General features: G+C 71.8%; 15 protein-coding genes and 1 pseudogene. 6 read left to right on the top strand and 10 right to left on the bottom strand.

The annotated features are described in order from the left end of the window. Nucleotides 1–32: 32 nt before the first annotated feature. The 9 genes from ACU6WZ_RS04750 to ACU6WZ_RS04710 all read right to left on the bottom strand — a co-directional run bounded on the left by ACU6WZ_RS04750 (nucleotide 33) and on the right by ACU6WZ_RS04710 (nucleotide 10,192). Entirely contained in the window at nucleotides 33–824 is a 792-nt protein-coding gene (locus tag ACU6WZ_RS04750; protein WP_447031852.1) for a 4'-phosphopantetheinyl transferase family protein, read from the bottom strand. Further along, the gene (locus ACU6WZ_RS04745) at nucleotides 817–2,202 is read right to left on the bottom strand and encodes a 3-deoxy-7-phosphoheptulonate synthase class II (RefSeq protein WP_447033856.1); all 1,386 of its coding nucleotides are present in this window, start codon (nucleotides 2,200–2,202) and stop codon (nucleotides 817–819) included. The genes ACU6WZ_RS04750 and ACU6WZ_RS04745 overlap by 8 nt, the downstream gene beginning before the upstream one ends. 26 nt (nucleotides 2,203–2,228) lie before the next feature. Next, nucleotides 2,229–4,109, bottom strand: coding sequence for an anthranilate synthase family protein (locus tag ACU6WZ_RS04740; RefSeq protein WP_447031851.1), 1,881 nt, complete (start codon nucleotides 4,107–4,109; stop codon nucleotides 2,229–2,231). After that, nucleotides 4,106–4,774, bottom strand: a complete 669-nt coding sequence (locus tag ACU6WZ_RS04735; protein ID WP_447031850.1) for an isochorismatase family protein — start codon at nucleotides 4,772–4,774, stop codon at nucleotides 4,106–4,108. The genes ACU6WZ_RS04740 and ACU6WZ_RS04735 overlap by 4 nt, the downstream gene beginning before the upstream one ends. A 120-nt stretch (nucleotides 4,775–4,894) precedes the next feature. Then, nucleotides 4,895–5,683 carry a 2,3-dihydro-2,3-dihydroxybenzoate dehydrogenase gene (locus ACU6WZ_RS04730; protein ID WP_447031849.1) on the bottom strand — a complete coding sequence of 263 codons (789 nt, stop codon included), beginning with the start codon at nucleotides 5,681–5,683 and terminating at the stop codon, nucleotides 4,895–4,897. Then, the gene (locus tag ACU6WZ_RS04725) at nucleotides 5,680–7,164 is read right to left on the bottom strand and encodes an amidohydrolase family protein (RefSeq protein WP_447031848.1); all 1,485 of its coding nucleotides are present in this window, start codon (nucleotides 7,162–7,164) and stop codon (nucleotides 5,680–5,682) included. Before ACU6WZ_RS04725 ends, ACU6WZ_RS04730 begins: the two co-directional genes overlap by 4 nt. After that, entirely contained in the window at nucleotides 7,164–7,487 is a 324-nt protein-coding gene (locus tag ACU6WZ_RS04720) for a phosphopantetheine-binding protein (RefSeq protein WP_447031846.1), read from the bottom strand. The genes ACU6WZ_RS04725 and ACU6WZ_RS04720 overlap by 1 nt, the downstream gene beginning before the upstream one ends. 1 nt (nucleotide 7,488) lies before the next feature. Then, on the bottom strand, nucleotides 7,489–9,108 hold the full coding sequence (locus ACU6WZ_RS04715; protein ID WP_447031845.1) for a (2,3-dihydroxybenzoyl)adenylate synthase: 1,620 nt from the start codon (nucleotides 9,106–9,108) through the stop codon (nucleotides 7,489–7,491). A gap of 10 nt (nucleotides 9,109–9,118) precedes the next feature. Continuing rightward, nucleotides 9,119–10,192, bottom strand: coding sequence for a ketoacyl-ACP synthase III family protein (locus ACU6WZ_RS04710; RefSeq protein WP_447031844.1), 1,074 nt, complete (start codon nucleotides 10,190–10,192; stop codon nucleotides 9,119–9,121). Nucleotides 10,193–10,477: 285 nt separating this feature from the next. On the opposite strand from ACU6WZ_RS04710, the gene ACU6WZ_RS04705 reads away from it, so the two are divergent. Beyond that, a complete protein-coding gene (locus ACU6WZ_RS04705) occupies nucleotides 10,478–11,788 on the top strand; it encodes a phenylacetate--CoA ligase family protein (RefSeq protein ID WP_447031843.1) in 1,311 nt (436 codons plus the stop codon). A 103-nt stretch (nucleotides 11,789–11,891) separates the two neighbouring features. Further along, on the top strand, nucleotides 11,892–17,021 hold the full coding sequence (locus tag ACU6WZ_RS04700) for a type I polyketide synthase (protein ID WP_447031842.1): 5,130 nt from the start codon (nucleotides 11,892–11,894) through the stop codon (nucleotides 17,019–17,021). 110 nt (nucleotides 17,022–17,131) lie between these two features. On the opposite strand, the gene ACU6WZ_RS04695 is transcribed toward ACU6WZ_RS04700, so the two are convergent. Then, the gene (locus ACU6WZ_RS04695) at nucleotides 17,132–17,821 is read right to left on the bottom strand and encodes a TetR/AcrR family transcriptional regulator (RefSeq protein ID WP_447031841.1); all 690 of its coding nucleotides are present in this window, start codon (nucleotides 17,819–17,821) and stop codon (nucleotides 17,132–17,134) included. Between the two features lie 212 nt (nucleotides 17,822–18,033). Here ACU6WZ_RS04695 and ACU6WZ_RS04690 point away from each other — a divergent pair, with 212 nt between their 5' ends. The 4 genes and pseudogenes from ACU6WZ_RS04690 (at nucleotide 18,034) to ACU6WZ_RS04675 (ending at nucleotide 22,187) form a co-directional block, all read left to right on the top strand. Continuing rightward, entirely contained in the window at nucleotides 18,034–19,584 is a 1,551-nt protein-coding gene (locus tag ACU6WZ_RS04690) for an MFS transporter (RefSeq protein ID WP_447031840.1), read from the top strand. A 249-nt stretch (nucleotides 19,585–19,833) separates the two neighbouring features. Further along, nucleotides 19,834–19,893, top strand: a pseudogene (locus tag ACU6WZ_RS04685) (hypothetical protein); the annotation flags it as partial. A gap of 81 nt (nucleotides 19,894–19,974) precedes the next feature. Next, a complete protein-coding gene (locus ACU6WZ_RS04680; RefSeq protein ID WP_447033854.1) occupies nucleotides 19,975–21,651 on the top strand; it encodes an AfsR/SARP family transcriptional regulator in 1,677 nt (558 codons plus the stop codon). A 269-nt stretch (nucleotides 21,652–21,920) separates the two neighbouring features. After that, nucleotides 21,921–22,187 (top strand): acyl carrier protein, encoded by a 267-nt coding sequence (locus ACU6WZ_RS04675; protein WP_447031839.1) that lies wholly within the window; start codon nucleotides 21,921–21,923, stop codon nucleotides 22,185–22,187. Nucleotides 22,188–22,461 lie beyond the last annotated feature (274 nt).

Below are 22,461 nucleotides of genomic sequence, written 5' to 3'. Positions count from 1 at the left end.
AATCGTGAGGGTTCGGATACGGCTCGGGGCGCTCAGCCGAGCCAGGTCTGCTGCACCGCGCCGGACCGCGTGCCCTCGACGGCGAGAGCGAGGACGTGCTGCGGGCCGGGGCGCAGCAGCTCGAAGGACCAGTGGCCGGACCACGCCGGCTGCTCGGCGTCGTACACGCTGATGCGGCCTGCTCCGCCGGGCTGCCCGCCGGCGCCTTGTCGTCCGTCCGCCGTCCGTCCACCCGCCGCGAAGGAGAAGCCGGCGAGGCTCCGGTGCAGACCGGTGCCCAGTGCCTTGAGGTACGCCTCCTTGAGCACCCACAGCTCGCCCACCCGGCCGACCAGCGCGGCCGGTTCGAGCGCGGCCAGTTCCAGGAGTTCGTCGGAGGCGAAGAACCGGCTGATGTAGTGCGCGGAGGCGGCGGAGGCGGCCGTCTGCTCGACGTCGACGCCGCACACCCGCCCCTGGCTGACGGCGCAGACGGTCAGCCCTTCGGTGTCCGAGAGGCTGAACCGCACCCCGTCCGCGTCCGGTCCGGGTTCGGGACGCCCGTACCGGCCGGCCGTGAACCGCCAGTGGTCCAGGGGCCTGCCGGTCCCCTCGCTGAGCGCGTAGCGGCACAGCAGCCGCCGGGCGAGGAAGCGCCGCCGGGCCGCCGGTGTCACCAGCCGCGCCCCGCGCGCCCGTTCGTCCTCGGTCAGCAGCCGGTAGCCTCCCAGGTCGGCGGCGAAGGAGGTGACGGCGTGCGCGGGCAGCAGCCACAGCCGGGTCAGCCCGGCGGCGACGGGCCGTTCGGTGACGGCCTGTTCGGCTACGGCGCCGGCCTCAGCCATGCCGTTCCCCCCAGTACCCGCCGGGCAGGGGCCGCGGGCCGGCGGACCCGGTGGTCACGCGTTCGGCGAGGCGGAACGCGAGGTCGAGCGACTGCTCCCGGTTGAGCCGGGGGTCGCAGACGGAGTGGTAACGGCCGGGCAGGTCGTCGAAAGTGAGGCCGGACCCGCCGCCGACGCACTCGGTCACGTCGTCGCCGGTCAGTTCCAGATGAACACCGCCAGGGTGTATGCCGAGTCCCCCGGTCACCTCGAAGAACCCGGTCACCTCGTCGAGGATGTCGTCGAAGCGGCGCGTCTTGCGCCCGCACGGCGCCCCGATCGTGTTGCCGTGCATGGGATCGCAGACCCAGCCGACGGGCAGTCCCTCCGCCGTCACCTTCGCCATCAGGTCCGGCAGGACGTCACGTATCCTGCCCGCGCCCATGCGCACGATCAGGGTGAGCCTGCCGGGTTCGCGCCCGGGGTCGAGTCTGTCGATCAGCTGGAGCAGTTCGTCGGAGCTGATGGACGGACCCACCTTGACCGCGACGGGGTTGCCGATACCGGCGAAGTACTCCACATGCGCGCCGTCCAGCTGCCGGGTGCGCTCCCCGATCCACAGCAGATGGCCGGAGGCCGCGTACGGCCTGCCGGTCTCCTCATCTGTCCTGGTCAGTGCCGCCTCGTAGTCAAGGATGAGCCCCTCGTGGGAGGTGAAAAGCTCGCCGGGGCTGTGCGGGCCGTCGGTTCCGGCGAAGCCGCGCGCCTGCTCGATCCGGGTGGTGAGTGCCTCGTACCGCTCCCGGAAAGGAGACCCCGAAGCGAACTCCTTCACCCGGCGCAGAGCGGGGGCGGCGCCGGCCTGCTCCCCCGCGCCGAATGTGCTCATGAGGCCCAGGGTGGCGGCGGAGGCCTCGTAGACGCGGACGAGCCGGTGCGGGTCGGGGGTGCGGGCCGAGGCGGTGAAGGCGAACCCGTTCACGGCATCGCCCCGGTACACGGGCAGTTCGACACCGTCACGGGTCTCGGTGGCGGCGGAGCGCGGCTTCGCGTACTGGCCGGCCATCCGCCCCACCGTGACCACCGGCAGGGACATCGCCCACCCGAGTACGGTGGCCAGCTCCTGCAGCGTCCCGGCGGTGCGGCCGACCGAGTCGGCGCCGCCCGCGTCGAGGGACTCGGCGCAGTCTCCGCCCTGCACGAGGAAGGCCTCGCCGCGGGCGACCGCGGCCAGCCGGCTCTTGAGGGCGTCGCAGCCACGCGGCAGGACCAGGGGCCGACTGCGGCCCAGGGTCTCCACCGCGGATTCAAGTGCACGGGCGTCCGGCCACTGCGGCTGCTGCCGGGCCGGCAGGGAGCGCCAGCTCTGCTCCGCGTGCAGGGAAGGGACGTCGGCCAGGGACGGGACGCCGGCCAGGGGAGTGGTCACGCCGTGAGCTCCACTCTGTGAGGCACCGGAGCGAGCGCACCGGTGACCAGGTTGTCCAGGATCGCCGTGCCGTGACGGGTCATCACGGACTCCGGGTGGAACTGCACCGAGGCGAAGCCGGGCCCGCGCAGGGCGTGCACCTCGCCCGTGAGCGGGTCGCGTGCGACATCGATGTACTCCGCGACCAGCGGGCTCTCCAGCAGATCGCTGTCCGCGTGGGCGGCGAAGGTGTTGTAGTAGTAGACCTGCTGCTCGGCCCCGAACAGGTCGATCGTGCGCCGTACGCCCTGGTGGGGGAAGTCCAGCTTGCGCAGCGGAAGTCCGAGCAGGCCGCACAGGACCTGGTGGCTCAGGCACACCGACACGAACGGCACCCGCAGATTGAGCAGGCTGCCGGTCACCGCGCGCAGATACGCGATCTTGTGGTGATCCTCCGCGCGCGGATCACCGGGCCCCGGGCCGAGCACCACCAGGTCGTATCCCATGAGCCCGTGCGGTTCGTCGAACCGGCGGACGGTGACGTCGAAGCCCAGTGAGCGCAACTGCAGGGCGCCCATCGCCGTGAAGGTGTCCTCGGCGTCGAGGATCAGCAGCCGGCCGCGGGTGCGGGGCCGCCGGGCGGCCGGCGTGAGCCAGAAGTCCGCCAGCGGACGGTTGCGCTCGGCGAGTGCGGCCCTGATCCGCGGGTGTTCGCCGTGCCCCGCGGGGCGCCTGCGCTCGGCGACCCGGTGCAGCGCGTCGAGCAGCCCGGCCGCCTTCGCCGCGGTCTCCGCCGCCTCCTTCGCGGGATCGGAATCGCGCACCAGCGTCGCACCGACGCCGATCCGCATCCGTCCCCGCCGGTCCACGTCCGCCGTCCTGATCATGATGGCGGAGTCCATCCGCCGCCCGCCGCGGGCGTCCCGCCCCAGGAGCGCGACGACGCCCGAGTAGTAACCCCGGGCGCCGGGCTCGAACTTGGCGATCACCTGGCAGGCGCTCTGCACCGGGCTGCCGGTGACGGTGGGCGCGAGCAGGGTTTCGTGCAGGATCTCCCGTACGTCCCGCGTGCTGTGGCCGACGATGCGGTACTCGGTGTGGGCGAGGTGGGCCATCTCCTTGAGCTGCGGACCGACCACGCGCACGTCGTCGCAGACCCGGCTCATCATCTTGAGTTCCTCGTCGAGGACCATGTACAGCTCGTTGGTCTCCTTGCTGTCGGCGAGGAACTCCAGCAGGCCGTCCGTGGTCACGCCCCCGGCGGGATAGCGGTAGGTGCCGCTGATCGGGTTCATCACGGCCACGCCGTCGTCGAGGCTGACATGGCGCTCGGGGCTGGCGCCGATGAAGGTCCGCTCGCCCGTATGCACCAGGAAGGTCCAGTACGCGCTCGGCTCGCCGCGCAGCAGCCGGCCCCAGAACGCCAGCGCGGTGCGCACGGACCACTGGGGAATCTCGGTGACGAAGGTCCGCTTGAGTACGAAGTTGGCGCCCGAGCCGTGGCCGATCTCCTCGGCGAGCACCCGGCGCACCAGGTCCGCGTACGCCGCGTCGTCCAGGTCGAAGGAGCCTTCGCCGATCTCGATCGGCCACCCCAGCACCTGGCCGAGCACCTCGTCCACGAGCAGCCGCGACTGCTCCCGGACGGTCATCGCCAGCAGCGGCTCGCCGTCGTCCACATGGTCGTAGCCGCGCTCGCCGATCACCCGGTAGGGCAGCAGGACGAGCGTCTCGTGCCGGTCGGGCCCGCCGTCGTCCTGGACCGGCAGACACGCCGTCGTGGCGTGCTCGGTGAATTCACCGAGCAGCAGGTCTACCGTGCCGGGCAGGTCGCTCTCGGGGCGGTGCAGCAGCGCGAAAGGCCGGTCGCCCCCGGTCAGTTCGTCGAGGGGGGTCATATGGCGTCTCCTGCGGACACGTGGGAAACCGTCGCGAGGGCCTCGTGCACCGTCGCGGCGGAGACGGTCATGGCGCACCGGCTCGCCGCGTACTCCAGTGACATCCGGTGGAACTCGGGCGAGAAGTCGGCGATCGCGTCGGCCACCACGAACGCCTGGATGCCGTGCGCGAAGGCGTCGCTGGCCGTGAGCAGAATGCCCACATGGGCGTAGACACCGCAGATGATCAGCTGGTCGCGGCCCCTGGCGACGAGCAGGTCGAGCAGACCGCTGCGGTGGAACGCGCTGGCCCGCCACTTGGTGAGCACCGTGTCGTGCTCCCCGGGCGCGATGGCGTCCGGGATGCCGCTCTCCTCGGGGGCCGCGGACATGCCCGGTCCCCAGAAGTCCCGCAGCAGACCCCGCTCCTCAGGGGTCATGTCGCCGGGCTGGGCGGAGTAGACGACGGGGACGCCGGCCCGCGCACAGCTCTCGCGCAGCGCGGTGACGCCGGCGATCAGACTGGTCCGCGGCTCGCAGTCCTCGGCGAACGGGGCGAGGAAGTAGTGCTGCATGTCGTGGACCAGCAGCACGGCCCTGCGGGGGTCGAGGCTCCACGCCGCGGTGTTGGCCGGCAGTTCGGCGGACCGCGGCATGGGATAGGAGTCGATCGGCGCAATCGCCACTGTCGTGTCCTGTTCTCACGGGGTCGGTTCTCACGAGGTTGGTCAGGCACGTCGGTCAGGCACGTCGGTCAGGCACGTCGGTCTGGCATAGCGGTCAGGCACGCCGGTCAGGCACGTCCGTCAGGCGCCGAGCGCGGCGCCGCCGTCCACGGTCAGGTCGTGCATGGTGATGTGGGCCGCCCGCTCCGAGAGCAGGAACAGCACCGCGTCGGCGATGTGGGCGGGTTCCGCGATCCGGCCCAGCGGGATACCGACCCGGTAGGCGGCGGGCACCCCGTCGACCGAGGCGCGCTCGGCGGCGTCGCCCTGCAGGGCGGTCAGCATCGGCGTCCGGGTCGAACCGGGCGCGACGACGTTGCACCGGATGCCGTGCTCGGCCAGTTCGAGGCCGAGGCACTTGGTGAACATCGCCGACGCCGCCTTGGAGGCCGCGTAGGCGGACATCGACATCCGGGGTGTCGCCGCCGCGTTGGAGGCGACCGTGACGATCGCCCCCCGGCGCCGGGGCACCATCACCCGCGCCACCGCACGGCTGGTGTGGAACACCCCGCCCGCGTTGACCGCGAACGTCGTGTCCCACTCCTCGTCGCTGAGGTCGGCGGCCGGGCCGCTGCGCAGCACACCGGCGGCGTTGACGAGGTACTCGATCGGCCCGAGCCCCGCCTCCACCTTGGCGACGGCGGTGTCCACGTCCGTACTGTCGGTCACGTCGGTGGCCACCGCGAGGATCCGGCCGCCGCCCCCTTCGAGTTCGGCCGCCAGTTTCCACAGCGCCGGCACGTCACGGTCGATCAGCGCGACCGGCGCCTCGGCGCTCACCAAGGCGCGTGCGACCTCGGCGCCGATGCCCCCGGCCGCCCCGGTGACCACGGCGACCCCGGACAGCGGGCCGGACAGCGGGCCGGTCATCGGGCCCACTGGCCGAGCACACGCCCGACCACCTCGTCGGGCACCCGCAGGGCGCGCGTGGTGAACGTGCCGAGCGCGCTGAGATAACGCTCCTGCAGACCGGCCTCGTCGATCCCGACACCCCGGCCGCCGGACAGCAACGTGCGGCCGCCCACGATCACGGTGTCCACATCGGCCGAACCGGACAGCCACAGGAAGCTCTCCAGCGGCCGCGGGTTGAGCAGATAGCGCCAGTCGTCGGCCCGTACGAGCACCAGGTCGGCCTGCTTGCCCGCTTCCAGGCTGCCCACCTCGTCGTCCCAGCGGAGGCCCTTGGCCGCGATCCGGGTGCCCATCGCCAGCGCGTCGCTGGGCAGCACCTCCGTCTGGTCGGCGCTCATCTCGTTGTACATCTGCCAGGCCGCGCGCATCGTCTCCGCGATACCGGCGCTCGGCATCGACGAGCCGTCCGTCGACAGCGAGACGTCCAGGCCCTGCCGGCGCAGTGCCGGTACGACACCGGTCTCGGTGAGCGAGGACTCGCCGGAGGGGCCGTACTTGCCGGGGGAGTGGCTGATGTGGGCGCGGCCGGCGAGCAGCAGCTTCTGCTCGTGCTCGTCCAGGAAGGCGCAGTGCCCCGCCATCAGCCGTTCGTCGACCAGACCGAACTCGGCGAGCCGACGCACACCGGTCGTGCCGTAGTACGTGCGCATCATCTCGACCTCGTTGCGCAGAGCGCCGACGTGGGTCGCGAAGCCCAGGTCGTGGCGGGCGACCAGGTCGGCCATGCCGCGCGCCAGCTCGTCGGTCATGTTGGTGACGTACGCGATGCTGGGCCGGCACCGGATGCGGCCCGACGTGTCCTCGGCGGTCAGCCGCAGCAGCGACTCGACGTGTTCGAGGACCCCGTCGGCGTCCCGGGTGCGCACGAAGCGGCCCTGGTCCGCCGGGCAGACGGCGTCGCTCGCCCAGGTGCTCGCCGAGAAGCGGATGCCGAGGTGCTGCGCCGCGGCGACCATCGCGTGCGGACGGTTGAGTGAGCCCATGTCGCCCAGGGTGGTGACACCGCCGCGCAGCTGGGTCCACATCGAGTACTCGGCGATGGCCTGCGCCTCGTCCGGCGTCATCGCCTCGATGAGGCCGTCGAACCGGTCGAAGGTGGCGGATATCTGGTGCATGTCGCCGCCGCCGCCCATGAAGGCGACCTGGTCGTCCCGGTCGGAGACCGGCCGCAGCGCACCGCGCATCGGGAAGCGCATCGCGAACATCTCGTGCCAGTGGGCGTTGACGAAGCCGGGCAGCACCATCATGCCGCGGGCGTCGCGCCTGGTGAGCACGGCCTGTTGGGCCGGTTCGAGGGCGGCGGCGGCCTGCTCGACGGCGGCCGCGGAGCCGACCGCGGCGATCGCGCCGTCCACGATCAGGACGGCGCCGCCGGCGTGCACGCTCTCCTTGGCGTCCGCCGTGTAGACGGTGCCCCCGGTGATCAGTTCGGCGCTCATCAGGCCACCCCGGGCCCGGTCGGGGCGGCTGCGGAGCTCTCGGCCGCCTTCGTGGACAGGTGCGCGAGCCAGCCGTTCAGCGTCGGCGCGGCGACCAGCGCGTCGAAGTCGACCGGGATCCTGTTTTTGCGCCAGCGGCTGACCAGCCGCATGATCTCCAGCGAACTCAGTCCGAGCACCACCAGATTGGCGTCCGGCTCGATCGCGTCGGGCTCGACGCCCAGCAGTGGCGCGACCGTCGCGCGCAGGTCCTGCTCCGTCGGGATCGGGGTCGGGATCGGAGTCGGGATCGAGGGCGGGATCGGGGTCGGGGAGATGTTCACATCAGCCTTCCTGCTCGGACGCCGCCGTTGCGGCCAGCGCCTTCTTGTCGACTTTGCCGAGGGGGGTCAGGGGGAGTTCGGACACGTACCGCACGGCGTCGGGCAGCTTGTAGTCAGCGACCCCCCGCGCGTGGATGGCCTGCTTGAGGTCGGTGAGTGACAACTGCGGTCCGTCTGTGACGATGTAGGCGCAGATGCGCTCGCCGAGAAACTCGTCGGGTACGCCGATCACGGCTGTGGCGGCGACCGTGCCGAGCGCGAGGATGTGGTCCTCGACCTCGCCCGCGGAGATCTTGTCGCCGCCCCGGATGATCATTTCTTTGATGCGGCCCTCGATCACCAGGTCACCGTCCTCGGTGAGCCGGGCGAGGTCACCGGTGCGGTAGAAGCCGTCCTCGGTGAACGCGCGCTTGTTGTACTCGGGCACCCCGTAGTAGCCGCGCAGGGTGTACGGGCCCCGGGTGATCAGCTCCCCGATGCCGCCGACGGGCAGATCCTCGCCCCGCTCGTCCACGATGCGCAGTTCGTCGGCATCGGAGATCGGCTTGCCCTGGGTCGTCAGCACCGACTCGGCCGGATCGTCCGCCCTGCTGAAGGTGAGCAGGCCCTCGGCCATGCCGAACACCTGCTGGAGCGAACAGCCGAGGGTGGGCCCGATGCGCTCGGTGAACTCGCGCACCATGCGCGCCCCGCCGACCTGCACCAGCCGCAGGCTGCTCAGGTCGTCCTCGCTCCACTCGGCGGCCTCCAGCCACAGCTGCATGATCGAGGGCACCATCGAGGTGACGGTGACCCCGTGCCGCTCGATCAGCGGGAAGCAGTCCAGCGGGTTGGGGGTGTCGGCGAGCACTACGGTGCCGCCGGTCAGCAGGGTGCCTATGACACCTGGGCATCCGTACGCGAAGTTGAACTCGATCGGCAGCACCGCGAGATAGGTGTCGCCGGCCGTCAGCTCGCACACCTCAGCCGCTCGCTTCGACTGGTGGACGTAGTCGTCGTGGGTGCGAGGGATCAGCTTCGGGAGGGCCGTGGTCCCGCCCGAGAGCAGGAAGAAGGCCACGTCGGCCGGGTCCTGCTCCGGCAGCGGCCCGGCGTCCGCACCGGCGAGCTCCAGTTCGGACACCGGGACGAACCCGTCGCTCTGCGCGCCGAGTACGAACAGGGTGCGCAGCGTGTCGTTCCCGGCCCGCACCTGCCGTGCCATCTCACGGTGGTCGAACCCGCGGTGGGTGTCCGGCATGACGTAGCCGGTGGCGCCGCTGAGCTCGACGAGGTGGCTGATCTCGGTCGCGCGGTGGGCCGGCAGCGAGAAGACGAGCTTCGCGCCGATCCGCATGAGAGCGAACGAGATCGCCACGAATTCCGGCACGTTGGGCAGCTGCACCACGATCCTGTCGTCGGCGCGCACCCCGTGCTGGAGGAAACCGGCGGCCAGGCGGTCCGACCAGCGGTCGAGTTCGGTGTAGCTGATACGGCGGCCCCCGTGCACCAGCGCGGTGGCGGCGCCGTACTGCTTCGCGGCGCCGCGCAGCATCGCGCCGAGCGTTTCGCCGCTCCATATGCCCTGCTCGCGGTAGCGCGCGGCGACATCGGACGGCCAGGGAGTGCATCCGGCAAGCACGGTGGCTCTCCTACTCGGATTCGGGGGCGGCTGCGGCGTCGGCTGCGCCTTCGGCTTCGGGTGCGGCCTCAGTGATACGGACGACCGCGGCGCCCGCCTCCATGCCGGTGCTCGCGCCGATCAGCAGCACGTGGTCGCCAGGCCCGACCTGGCCGGTGCGCCAGATGTGCTCCAGGCCGAGGAAGAGATCGGCGGCCCCGGTGTGCCCGATGGTGCTGACGTACTCCCAGACGTCCTTGTCCTCGGGGACGTCCAGCGGCAGCAGGAACATCGCCTCCAGCGCCGGCCGGCCGAAGCCCACGTGGCAGACCCGGGTGATCTGGTCGAAGGTGAGGCCGGCCTCCTTGAGCGTGCGCTCGGTGATCTCCGCGACCCGGTCGCCGAAGTTCTTGATCGGCGGGGCCTGGCCTGCGGCCCACTGCTCACGCACCTTCTCGGCGCGCTCCGCGAAGTTCAGGCCCCGGCCGCGCGTGACACCCGGCGGGAAGAGGTCCTCGCCCGCGCGGTGCAGGATCTCCATCGAGGAGTCCGACAGGGAGCCGACCGCGAGCATCTCGGCGAAGCCGCCGCGCCGCGACAGCACCACGGCCGAGCCCGCGTCCGCGAGCACGAAGAGCCCCGAGGCCCGCCAGCGCTCCACCCCCGGCGTCGAGTAGTTGTCCCCGGTTGTGATCAGCGCCGCGTCGTGCGTCGGGTTCGCGGTCAGCCGGTTCGCGGCCACCTCCACCGCGGCGAGCATGCCGAGGCAGCCTTGCTTGATCTCGACCGCCGGCACCGGCCGGCCGACGGTGTTGTTCAGGATGTAGTGCACCGCCGACCAGCCGTCGGGGCCCTGGTGGTGGGTGTAGCTGTGCAGCAGGATGCCGATGTCGTCCGGGCCGTGGCCGGAACCGGACAGCGCGGCGCGGGCCGCGTCGATCGCCATGTCGGGGGCGGGCGTCGACTCGCTGACGGCGACGGAGACCATGCCCGACGCCTGCCGGCTCGCCTCGTCGTACAGACCGTCCTCGACCGCGCGCCCGGCCGGGTACAGGGGCGGCAGATGACTGCCGATCCCGGCGAGATACAGGTTCTCGGTCCTCATCGCGCCGACTCCTTCATGGGGGATGGATGGGGCTGGTTGCGTTGGCGGCAAGCACAGCAGCTGTGATCCAGGCCCTCATGAGTAGGCGGTACTCAACCCCCTTGTCTTAGACGGCGTCTATCGCGCACCGCGCTGTACAGCGACGATGCCCGCCCGGCCGGTCACCGGCGCCAACTGAATTGAGTACCGACTACTCGGGCCCGTCCGCGCGGCGCGGTGCTGTGCTGGGCGCGTAGCCGCCGCGTGCCGCAGCCCGCGGCCCGTGGCACAGACGAGGGAGATCCGATGTCGTGGTCGCGTCCGGAACCGGGCGACTGGTCAAGTCCCGCCGAACTCGCGTCGCTGCAGAGGGCGCAGCTGCCGAGGGTGCTCGCCCAGGCGATGCGCTCGCCCTTCTACGCCGCCCGCTACCGGGGCCGCAGCGCGCCGGTCGGCGCGGACGACTTCACAGCCGTCGAACTGACCACCAAGCAGGACCTGCGTAACCAGTACCCGTTCGGGATGCTCGCGGTGGAACGCGAGCAACTGGCCACCTACCACGAGTCGAGCGGCACCGCCGGCGACCCCACCGCCTCGTACTACACGGACGACGACTGGACCGACCTCGCCGAACGGTACGCACGCAAGTGGGTCGGCATCCAGCCCTCGGACACCTTCCTCGTCCGCACCCCCTACGGCCTTGTGATCACCGCACACCTCGCCCAGGCCGCCGGCCGGCTGCGCGGCGCCACCATCGTGCCGGGCGACGCCCGTTCCCTCGCCACGCCGCTGCCGCGCATGGTGCGGGTGATGCGCGCCCTGGACGTCTCACTGACCTGGTGCAACCCCACCGAGATCATGATGCTCGCGGCGACCGCCAAGGCCGCCGGGCTGCGCCCGGACAAGGACTTCCCCGCGTTGCGGGCGATGTTCACCGCCGCCGAACCGCTGACCGAGGTGCGCCGCCGGCGGCTCAGCGAGATCTGGGGCGGCATCCCGGTCGTGGAGGAGTACGGCTCCACCGAGACCGGCACCATCGCGGGCCAGTGCCCGGACGGTTCCCTGCACCTTTGGGCGGACCGCGCGATCTTCGAGGTGCTGGACCCGGCGACCGGCACGCTCTCGGACTCCGGGCGCGGCCAGCTGGTGGTGACCCCGCTCTACCGCGAGGCCATGCCGCTGCTGCGCTACAACCTCGCCGACGACGTGGAGGTGTCCACCGACAGCTGCACCTGCGGCTGGCTGCTGCCCACCGTGCGGGTCCTGGGCCGCGCCGGCACGGGCCACGCCGTCGGCTCCGCCACGGTCACCCAGCAGCGGCTGGAAGAGCTGGTGTTCAGCCTGCCCTTCGAGTACGACGTGATGTTCTGGCGGGCCATGGCCCACCCGGACGTACTGCGGTTGGAGTTCGAGGCGCCCGACGCGAGCCGCGAGCGGGCGGTCAAGGAGCTGACCGCGCTGATCGACCGCGAACTCGGCGTACCGCACCGCATCACCGGTCTTCCGCTCGGCACCCTGGTGCCCTCCGAAGCACTCACGGCCCAGCGCGACATCCTCAAGGCCCGCTATCTGTTCGGCGAGGGCGAGGACTGGGACAAGGCGGTCATGTACGCATGAGCCCCGCTCCATGATCCGCCCCGCCCCGGACAGCACTTCCCAACCCTCCGTCGCCCACAGCGGGCGACGAACGACCCGTAAGCGGTGACCCATGGTGAGTGAGATGCCCCCCCTGCCGTCGAGCCCCGAGGACCGGATCGCCATCGTCGGCATCGGCTGCCGCTTTCCCGGCGGCGCCGACTCCCCGCAGGCGTTGTGGGAGTTGCTGATGGACGCGGGCGACGCGTCCGGCCCGATACCCGAGGACCGGTGGGCGCCGCAGCGCGCCCAGTCCCGCGAGAACGCCGCCGTGCTGTCGAGAGTGATCTCCAACGGCGCCTTCCTGGACGACATCAGCGGCTTCGACGCCGCCTTCTTCGGCATATCCGCCACCGAGGCCCGGCAGCTCGACCCGCAGCAGCGCATGGCGCTGGAGGTGGCCTGGGAGGCCCTGGAGCACGCGGGAATCCCCGCGTCGAGCCTCGCAGGCAGCGACACCGGCGTCTTCGTGGGCATCGGTACCGACGACTACGGCCGCCGGCTGCTGGAGGACCTGCCGGGCGTCGAGGCATGGACCGGCATCGGCTCCTCCCTGTGCGGGGTGCCCAACCGGATCTCGTACACCCTCGACCTGCGGGGGCCGAGTGTCGCCGTGGACACCGCCTGCTCCTCTTCGCTGGTCGCCCTGCACCAGGCGTGCGCCAGCCTCCAGCGCGGCGAGGTGCCCGTCGCGCTCGCCGGCGGCGTCATGCTGATGGCCGGCCCCGGACTGACCACCGTCCTCGACATCGCGGGCGCCATCTCGCCCGACGGCCGCTCCAAGGCGTTCGACGAGGCCGCCGACGGCTACGGCCGCGGCGAGGGCTGCGGCATCGTCGTACTCAAGCGACTCGCCGACGCCCGGCGCGACGGTGACCGCGTCATCGCGCTCGTCCGCGGCACCGCCGTGCACCAGGACGGCCGCACCGACGGCATCATGGCGCCCAGCCCGACCGCGCAGGCGCATCTGTTGCGCAAGGCGTACGAGGCGGCCGGTGTCGCGCCGGGTGAGGTCGACTACGTCGAGGCGCACGGCACCGGTACGAAGGTCGGCGACCCCATCGAGGCCGCCGCGCTCGCCCAGGTCGTGGGCGACCGCGCCGAGGGGCATGGCCCCTGCCTGATCGGCTCCGTGAAGACCAACATCGGCCACTGTGAGGCTGCCGCCGGCGTCGCGGGCCTGATCAAGACCGCGCTCGCCATGCAGCACGGCGTCATCCCGCCGACCCTGTCCGTCGCGGGACCGCGCAAGGACATCCCGTGGGCACAGTCGGGTCTGAGCCTGGTCGCCGAGGCGACACCGTGGCCCGAGACGGGCCGTCCGCGCCTGGCGGGCGTGGCCAGTTACGGCTACGGCGGCACGATCGCGCACGCCGTCCTGGAACAGGCCCCCGCCGAGGACGCGGCGGACACGGATGAGACGTACGAGCAGCCGCCGGGCGCCGGCGTCACCCTGTACCCCGTGTCGTCCGCCAACGAGGCCGGGCTCGCGGCGCAGGCCGCCCGGCTCAGCGGGGCCGTCGGTGCGCACGACCTGCGCGACATCGGGCACACCCTCGCCCACCACCGGGGCCACCTCGCCGGGCGGGCGGTCGTCGCCGCCGGCGACCAGGACGAACTCATCGCCGGACTCACCGCGTTGGCCACTGGCGAGCCCCACCCCACCGTGACCACGGGGGAGGCGTCGGGCCCGCCGCGCCCGCCGGTCTGGGTGTTCGCCGGACACGGAGCCCAGTGGTCGGGCATGGGACAGCAACTGCTGGACGAGGAACCGGTGTTCGCCGCGACCATCGACCGGCTCGGCCCCATCTACGCGGAGGAGCTGGGCCTCACCCCGCGCGAGGTGCTCACCAGCGGCGAGCTCGGCTCCGTGGACATCATCCAGTCCATGCTGTTCGCCATGCAGATCGGACTCGCCGAGGTCTGGCGGCGGTACGGCGTCGCACCGGGCGCGATCATCGGGCACTCCGTCGGTGAGATCGCCGCGGCCGTGGTGGCAGGCGTGCTGTCGGAGTCCGACGGCGCCCGGCTGGTGTGCCGCCGCTCCGCGCTGCTGCGCAAGGTGGCCGGCAACGGCGCCATGATCATGGTCGACCGCCCCTTCGACGAGGTGCGGGCGCTCATCGGCAGTACCGACGCGCTCTGCGCGGCCATCGCCGCAGCCCCTTCCTCGACCGTGGTCGCCGGAGACATCACCGCCGTCGACGAGGCCGCCGAGCAGTGGGAAGGCCTCGGCTGGACCGTACGGCGGGTGGACTCCGACGTGGCCTTCCACAGCGCCCACATGAACGAGATCAGCGCCGACCTCGCCGTCGCCGTCGCCGACATCGAGCCGGGGACGGCGCGGGTGCCGCTCTACCTCACCGCGCTCGACGACCCGAGGTCCACCCGCAAGCAGGACGCGAGCTACTGGGCGGCCAACCTCCGCAACCCCGTGCGGTTCGTCGACGCGGTCAAGGCCGCCGTCGAGGACGGGCACCGGCTCTTCCTGGAGGTCTCCGCGCACCCGGTGGTCAGCCACTCCATCACGGAGACCACCGCGAACGTGCCGGGCGCGCTGGTCACCCCCACCCTGCGCCGCAACAAGCCGGAACGCGCCACGCTGCTCGCCTCGCTGGCCCGCCTGCACTGCGCGAACGTACCCGTCGACTGGTCGGTCCTGCAGCCGGCGGGACGGCGCACCGATCTGCCGACGACGGCCTGGCAGCACGACAGGCACTGGGTCGACGCCCGCGGACTCACCGAGTCACCCGTCGACACACTGCTGGGCACCGAGACCGCGGTGCACGGCTCGCGACTGCGGGTCTGGCAGACCACTCTCGATCTGCGCACCCGCCCCTACCCGCGCAGGCACCCCGTCCTCGGAACGGAGATCGTCCCGGCCGCCGTACTGGTGAACACCTTCCTCACCGCGGGACGCACCGACGTGCTCACCGACATGCGCCTGCGCCAGCCCGTCGTGGTGGCCCAGCAGGAGACCCGGGAGGTGCAGATCGTCCGTGACGAGGCCGGCCTGCGGCTGGCCTCGCGCAAGCAGGGCGCACCCGACGCGGCCTGGGCCACGCACACCCTGGCCACCGTCGGCGGGGGAGAGCCCGTCGAGCCGGTGGGCGACGCACCTGCCAGGGAGGTGCTGGAGCCCGGCCATGTGATCGAGCGGCTCGCCGAACTCGGCGTCGCCGACATGGGCTACCCGTGGCGGATCGAGGAACTGCGCCGCGGCGACGGCACCCTGACGGCCGTGGCGAGCTCCGGGCTCGACCGCAGCTGGGCGGCCGTCCTGGACGCCGCGCTGTCGATGGCGTCGGTCGTCTTCCCCGGCCCCGGCGTCCTTCGGATGCCCGCCCACATCGACCAGGTGACCCGCTGCGGGCCCCCGCCGCGCACGGCGGCCATCACGGTACGGCTCGATCCGGACCGCCCCACGACCGTGCACGTCGACATCCGGGGCGCCGCCGGCAACGCGGGCGGCGCCGAGTCCGCCCTCACCCTGCGCGGTCTGCACTACGGCGAACTCGACCGGGACCTCTCCGGGCAGGAGGCCAGCACCAGCGGCCGCTTCGAGCTGGAGTGGCGCCAGTTCCCGGTGGACACCGCGGCGCACACCGAACGGCCCGACCGCACCGTCCTGGTGCTCGGACCGGCCGACCTCGCCCGCTCGCTCGTCCCGGCGTGCGCGGCCCACGGCGCCACGGTGAGCGTCGATGCCACCGAGATCGCCGATGTCGACCACGTCCTCTTCGCGCCCACCGCCGGTGACCCGGCGGACGCCGCGGCCGAGTTCACCCGGGTCCTCGTCGAGATCGCGGCTCTGCCCGGCCGAAAGCCCCGGCTCTGGTGCCTCACGAGCGGCGTACGCGACGCGGCCTCCGTCACCGACCTCAGTGGCTCCCCGCTGTGGGGCATGGGCCGGGTGGCGGCGAGCGAGCACCCCGAGTTCTGGGGTGCGGTCGTGGACCTGCCGACCGGCCCGCTCCAGGGCACGACCGCCGCCCTGCTGCTGAACCTGCTGCACCTTCGCCCGGGCGAGCCGGTGTTGTCCGTCGCCGACGGCGCGGTCCACGTCCCCCGGCTCGTGCCCGCCGCTCCGGCGCCGGACGGTGAACCCTTCAGCTGCCGCGCGGACGGTACGTACCTGATCACCGGCGGTCTCGGTGTGCTGGGCCTCGAACTGGCCGAGCACCTGGCCCAGCGCGGCGCCCGCCGGATCGTGCTGCTCGGCCGGACCGCCGTGCCCCCGCGCGCCGAGTGGGCCGCGCGGTCCGAGGACGACCGACGGATCGGCGCGCTGCGCAGACTGGAGGCCGCAGGTGTCACGGTGAGCACCGTCGCCGTCGACATCACCGACCTGGCGGCGACCCGGGCGGCGCTGGACGCGCTGGGACTGCCGCCCGTACGCGGCGTCGTACACGCCGCCGGTACGGTGCACAGCGCCCTGCTCCACCGGCTGGACGCTGGTTCGCTGCGCGAGGTCATGCGGCCCAAGACCGAGGGCGCACTGGTGCTGCACGAGCTCTTCCCGCCGGGATCGACGGACTTCTTCGTCCTCTTCTCGTCGGCGGGCCCGCTCCTCGGCCTGCCGGGCCAGGGCGCGTACGCGGCGGCCAACGCCTACCTGGACGCCCTGGCAGCGCACCGGCGGAGCGGTGGCGCCAAGGAATCGGTCAGTATCGCCTGGACCAGCTGGCGCGGGATGGGCATGGCGACGGCGGCCGAGGCCACCGACGTCGAACTGGCCGCCCGAGGCACCGCTGACATCGCCCCCGACCTGGCGCTGCGGGCCTTCGACCAGACAGCGGCCGGCGCCCCAGGCGCCCTGGTCGCCGTCATCGGTCTGCTGTGCGGCCACACCGGCCCGCGGCCCTCGCTGCTGGCGGAGCTGGCCGCAGGCGACGCCTCGCAGCCCACGGAGGTGCCCGACTGGGTGGGTCTGACGGGCGACGAACTGGCTGCCTTCCTGCTGGACGACGTACGCCGACGGGTCGCCACCGTGCTCGGTGTGCAGCCCACCGCGGTCGGCGTCCACCGGCCGCTGACGGAAGCCGGCGTGGACTCGCTGCTGGCGTCGGCGGTACGGGTGGCCCTGGAGCGCGACCTGGGAGTGGCGCTGCCCGCCACCCTGCTGTGGAACTACCCGACGGTGAGCGAGATCGCCGGGTTCCTGGCGGGTGTGCTGGCCGATACGTCACCCCACGCGTCCCGCGCCACGGCCTGACCCGGGGCCCGCGCCCGGAGCTCCTGACCACGGGGGCTCCGGGCGCGGGCAGCCTGCCAGGGGCTGTCCGGTTGATCTCCGCGGCGTCGCGGGGCTCGGCCGGACAGCCCCTACGGCTTCAGCAACGCCTGTGCGCCGTCCAGCGAGCGCTCCACGGTGAGCCGGAAGAACGCCAGATCCTGCGCGCCCGGTTCCGCGCTCCGGGCGACCGCCTGGGCGCCCGCCGCCGCCAGACCGGGGCGCGTGGTGTCCGCCGCGAACGCGGCCATGGCGCGCCCCATCTGGGCCCGCGCGTCCGGGAAGAAATTGCTGCGGTCGTCCTCGACCGCGACCAGCATGAAGGCGCTGTTGAGCAGATAGCGGTAGATCTCGGTGGCGTGGTCACCGAAACCCGCCAGCAGGAGCACCTTGATGCCCTTGTCGATGGTCGGCAGCGCGGAGGGCACGTTCGGCCCGACCACCACCATGCGCCGTGCCACACCCGGGAACTGCTTGAGTACCGCGCGTCCTTCGAAAGTCAGCGTGGTGAACCACTCGCGCCACGGTACGTCCGCGTCGGGCACCGGTATCCGGGCGATCACCCGGTCCGTGACGGCCATGACCACCGCCTCCCGGTCACCCACGTGATGGGCGACCACACCGGGCCAGACGTCCAGCTTCGTCGCGATCTGCCGGATCGACCAGCCGTCGAGGCCGTGTTCCGCGGTCAGTTCGACGGCGGCATCGATGATCTTGTCCGCCGTGATGGGGGGCAGGCCTGCCCCCGCGCGGGAGCGGCGGCGCGGCGCTGACTGAGACATGACGAAAAGCCTAACGCTGAGGGGAAGTCGCCGGAGCGACTTGACGCCCGGTGACCATCGGGGCGTAGAGTCACCCTAACCTCTTAGTCACTGTCTAAGAGGCCCCCTGACGGCCCCGGACGGGCCCCTGGCGGCCACCGCCGGCCCCGGACGGCCACCGCCGGTGCCGCAGTTCCGTCCCCCTTGGCTCGCTCCCCGAGAGGCCCCGCGTCATGCGCAAATGGATGCCACTGCTGGCGGTCTGTCTGGGCACCTTCATGCTGCTGGTCGATGTGACCATCGTCAGCGTGGCGTTGCCCCAGATGACCGACTCGCTCGACGCGTCGTTCACCGCCCTGCAATGGGTGGTCGACATCTACGTGCTGGTGCTCGCCGCACTGCTGATGGCGATCGGTTCACTGTCCGACCTCACCGGCGCCAAGCGCGTGTACGTAGCGGGCCTGGCCGTGTTCGCACTCGCCTCGCTCGCCTGCGGCCTCGCGGACAGCAGCGGCCTGCTCATCGCCGCGCGCGGTGTGCAGGGCCTGGGCGCGGCCGCGATGTTCGCCACCAACACCGCGCTCCTGGCGACCCATTACCAGGGCAAGGACCGTGGGATCGCGTTCGGCCTGTGGGGCGCCGTCAACGGAGCCGCCGCGGCCGCCGGGCCGATCCTCGGCGGGCTGCTCACCGAGCACCTGAACTGGCGGTGGATCTTCCTGGTCAACTTGCCTGTCGCGGCCGTCGCGCTGTTCGTCGGGCACACCTTCCTGACCCGCTCACAGACCAGGACCGATCGCAGGGTGGACGTACCGGGCACGCTCAGCTTCACGCTGGCCGCCACACTGCTTGTCTTCGGGCTGATCCGGGCCGGTGAGGACGGCTGGGGGGCGGGCACCCCGCTCGCGCTGTTCGCCGGGACGGTGGTCTCCCTGGTCGTCTTCGTACTCGTCGAACGGGGCCGTCGCGATCCGATGCTCGACCTGAAGCTGATGCGCACGCCGTCGTTCGGCGGGCTGATGGCCGGTGCGGTGGTGTTCAGTGCCGCGGCGTTCGCCAACCTGGTCTTCGTCTCGGTGTGGGCTCAGTCCGTGCTCGACTTCAGCCCGGTCAAGGCGGGCCTGATCCTGATGCCGCTCAGCGGCATGTCCTTCGTGGCCGCCGGTCTCGCGGGCCGGTTCCTCGCGGACGTCGCGCCGCAGTGGCCGATCGGGGCGGGGCTCCTGCTGATCGGTGCCGGCACGCTGTCGGAGATGCTGCTCACGCCCACCTCGGGCTGGACCGCGCTGCTTCCCGGACTGCTGCTGACCGGTATCGGCGTCGGCATCGCCTCACCGATCCTCGCGTCGGCCGCACTGGCGGCGGCGCCCGCGAGCAGGGCGGGCATGGCGGGTGGCGCGGCGAACACCTTCCGGCAGCTCGGTTTCGCCGTCGGCATCCCCGTGGTGGGCGCCATCCTCTCGGGCGCGATCGGGCGGGAGCTGGCAGCCAGCGGCGCCTTCGACGACTCCGACGCGGCGGCGGAGCTGGTCACCGGCGGCCAGTCGGCGAGCGTCGTGGCCGAACTCCCCGCGCAGGCACGGGCCGTGGGCGCGCGGGCGGTCGAGGACGCCTACGCCGCCGGCCTCGATCTGGTCTTCCTGGTGAGCGGAGTCGCGGCCCTGGCGGCCGGGGTGCTCGTCCTGCTCCTGGTGCGCCGCTCGCCCGAAGACCCCGAGGGCCGCGGCTCCGGCAGCGACCCGCAGGCGGAGACGGCGCGGGACGGGGCGCTGCGGACGGTCTGATTCGTCCGCATTCTCCGAAATCGGATGACCTTCCAGGCGCCTGCGCGCCTGCTAAGTTTTGGAAATTTCCTAATAGGAATGATCGCTTCCCATGTATTCTGCGCAATAGAGTGATCGCGAGTGGAATGCATGTCTGCTTTTTGTGCCGGCTTCGCCAGGCCGGCTTGAAGGTGGGGGGAATGGTTGAGGATTGTACGGGGTGCTGCACTGCGCGCCGCGCGTATCAGAGCGGGGTTAACGCAGGAAGAGGTGGCCCAACGGGCCGCCGTCAGCGTACGCACGGTTCGCCATATCGAGCGCGGGCAGGTGAAAAATCCACGCTTCGGTACGCTGGCCCGTTTGGCCCAGGTCGTCGGATGTGACATCGCTTCCGCGAACTGTGAACCGGATATGGATACCCGCGGTGAACCGCAGTTATTCGCCCAGGAGATACGGATTCTCGGGCCGCTCACCGTCCTGAGCGCCGACGAGCCCGTCTCCATGCCGCTCAAGCAGCGAGCCCTGCTCGGTCTGCTCGCCGTGCAGCAGGATCAGACGGTCAGCCACGAAGAGATTGCCGACATTCTGTGGCCCGGTGACGCGCCGCCCGCATATCCGCAATTGGTCCATACTTATGTCGCCCGGCTGCGCCGGATCATCGAGCCGGCTCCGGGCGGCGGCCCCAGTGGATCGCTTCGCAGGATCAGCACCGTCCGCGGCGGATACGCCTTCAACAGCGGCGCGATGCGACTGGACCTCGCACGTTTCGAGGAACTGGCCGCCCTTGCCGCCCGGAGCGCGGCGCACGAGCCTGCCGCCGCACTGGACTTCTACCAGCAGGCCCTGCGCTGCTGGCAGGGCCGGCTGCTGCAGGACCTGCCCCAGCTCTGGCACCACCCCTCGGTGGCCAGGGTGGCCCAGCGCCACATCGACGTGGCCATCGAGTTCGCCGATCTGGCCCGGCGGCTGAACCGGTCCGCCTTCGCCGTCGAATACCTCAGAGTCGCCTCGTACGAGGAACCGCTGCACGAGGCGCTGCAGGCGCGGATCATGCTGGCGCTCGCCGACTCCGGCCGCAGGGCAGCCGCCATGAGGCTTTTCACCGACCTGCGCATGCGGTTGAAGAGAGAGCTCGGCGTGGAGCCGAGCGCCGAGATCTGGCAGGCACGCAACAGCATCCTGACGCAGGACTCCTCGGCGGACCGAGGCCGCCCGGTGAGCGGCGAGGCGGCGGGCGCGGCGAGCCCGGCGCCCGGACAGCAGTACGGTCCGCCGGCCCACGGGTGGAACTGGCGGCCAATGCCCGGTGTACCCACGCAGCCCTCCGCCCGCTCCCGAAGCCTCGCGCCACCCGCGCAACTCCCCGCCGTGATCTCCCCCTTCGTCGGGAGAGAGCCACAACTGGCCGCCCTCGACGCCCTGCTGGCCCCTCGGCGCGAGCGCTGCGCCGCTATGGGCATCGCGGTCATCCATGGCCCGCCGGAGATGGGCAAGACGGCGCTGGCCGTACGGTGGGCCCACCAGCGGCACGAGGACTTCCCCGACGGGCAGCTCTACGCCGACCTGCGGGGCAGCGCCGTGCCGTCGGACGGTCCGGTGCACCCGCGGACCGTACTCACCCGGTTCCTGCGTTCCCTGGGCGTCCCGGGCGGGCGGATGCCGGACACCCTGGAGGAGGCGTCCGCCCTTTTCCGCAGTCTGCTGGCCGGCCGTCGTTTCCTGGTGGTGCTCGACGACGTGGTGGACGCGGCGCAGGTCCGCTGCCTCCTGCCCGGCACTTCGGGCAACGTGGTGCTCGTGACCAGCCGGACCCCGGTCATGGACCTGGTGACTCGCGAGGGTGCCGTGTCGATGGCCCTCGACGTGCTGTCGGCCACCGAGGCGTACAAGCTGATCGAGACGCATCTCGGCCCCGAGCGTACGGCCGCCGAGCTCGAGGCCACCAGGAATCTGGTCGCGGTCTGCGGGCAGTACCCGCTCGAACTGCGCATGGCCGTCGCCCGGCTCGCGGCCAGTCCGCATGTCTCCATCCAGTCTCTCGTCGCCGAACTCGTCCGGATTCCCGGCAGTCTTCAACGGCTGACATGAGCGCTGACAGCCTTACGCCAGGCTGACAGGCAGTTTCCTCTCGTCCTCTCCAAAGGAATCACCGCAGCTCAGCGCATATATTGTGCGGCGGGCAGCTTGACGGGCCGAATAGGCGGACGCGTATCGGCCTTTCGGGCGGCGGAGTTCGGTTGCCCCGCAAGGGGGGCCGACCTAGGGTCACGAATCGCGGGCAAGACCCGAATAGCTCTTCGGGGAGAAGTCCCACATTCCCCGAAGGTATGCAAAAAGTCGTTTGGAGAGGATGGGAAATGGCGAACGTGACGGCCGAAGAAGCCCAGAAGTGGCTGATCGAGGAGATCGCTCAGCGCCTGGGCGTGGCGCCGACCGAGGTTCCGCCGGACCGGTACTTCGACGAGCTCGACCTGGACAGCACCCAGGCGCTGATCATTGCCGGTGAGATGGAGAGCTGGCTGGGCTTCGAGCTCGGAACGACGGCTCTCTGGTACCACCCCACGATCGAGGCCCTCGCCGCGCACATCGCCGAGGAGAGCGAGAAGCACACCGCCGTCGCGTAGCGCCACGGTGTACCGGGCGGCCGCTGCTGGCCGGTGCACCCCGGTGGGCGAGGCCCACCGGTTACGTACCGCTGATGCCCGGCAAGGCCCGAGCAGGACCCCCAGGGGCCCGTGCCGTGCCGTCCGGTCCGATCGGACCCGCCGCTGACGGCCTTGCCGCACCCATCGCACCAGGCCGCCCGGTTCGGCGCCGGCGGCCTCGGCCCCCCCTCCCGGCCCGAGAGCCGTGGCGCCGGGACCGAAGTCCCCGTTCGCCCAGATCCAGAGAGACTTG

The organism is Streptomyces hypolithicus, from assembly GCF_052934925.1.
Note: the sequence above shows the minus strand (reverse complement) of the source record. Positions and strands in the feature narration are given on the sequence as shown.

Coding starts and splice junctions, on each gene's coding strand:
- ACU6WZ_RS04725 (WP_447031848.1), bottom strand. CDS start 7,164: ATGAGCGCCGAACTGATCACCGGGGGCACCGTCTACACGGCGGACGCC.
- ACU6WZ_RS04710 (WP_447031844.1), bottom strand. CDS start 10,192: ATGAGGACCGAGAACCTGTATCTCGCCGGGATCGGCAGTCATCTGCCG.
- ACU6WZ_RS04675 (WP_447031839.1), top strand. CDS start 21,921: ATGGCGAACGTGACGGCCGAAGAAGCCCAGAAGTGGCTGATCGAGGAG.
- ACU6WZ_RS04690 (WP_447031840.1), top strand. CDS start 18,034: ATGCGCAAATGGATGCCACTGCTGGCGGTCTGTCTGGGCACCTTCATG.
- ACU6WZ_RS04705 (WP_447031843.1), top strand. CDS start 10,478: ATGTCGTGGTCGCGTCCGGAACCGGGCGACTGGTCAAGTCCCGCCGAA.
- ACU6WZ_RS04730 (WP_447031849.1), bottom strand. CDS start 5,683: ATGACCGGCCCGCTGTCCGGCCCGCTGTCCGGGGTCGCCGTGGTCACC.
- ACU6WZ_RS04695 (WP_447031841.1), bottom strand. CDS start 17,821: ATGTCTCAGTCAGCGCCGCGCCGCCGCTCCCGCGCGGGGGCAGGCCTG.
- ACU6WZ_RS04750 (WP_447031852.1), bottom strand. CDS start 824: ATGGCTGAGGCCGGCGCCGTAGCCGAACAGGCCGTCACCGAACGGCCC.
- ACU6WZ_RS04740 (WP_447031851.1), bottom strand. CDS start 4,109: ATGACCCCCCTCGACGAACTGACCGGGGGCGACCGGCCTTTCGCGCTG.
- ACU6WZ_RS04700 (WP_447031842.1), top strand. CDS start 11,892: ATGCCCCCCCTGCCGTCGAGCCCCGAGGACCGGATCGCCATCGTCGGC.
- ACU6WZ_RS04680 (WP_447033854.1), top strand. CDS start 19,975: ATGGATACCCGCGGTGAACCGCAGTTATTCGCCCAGGAGATACGGATT.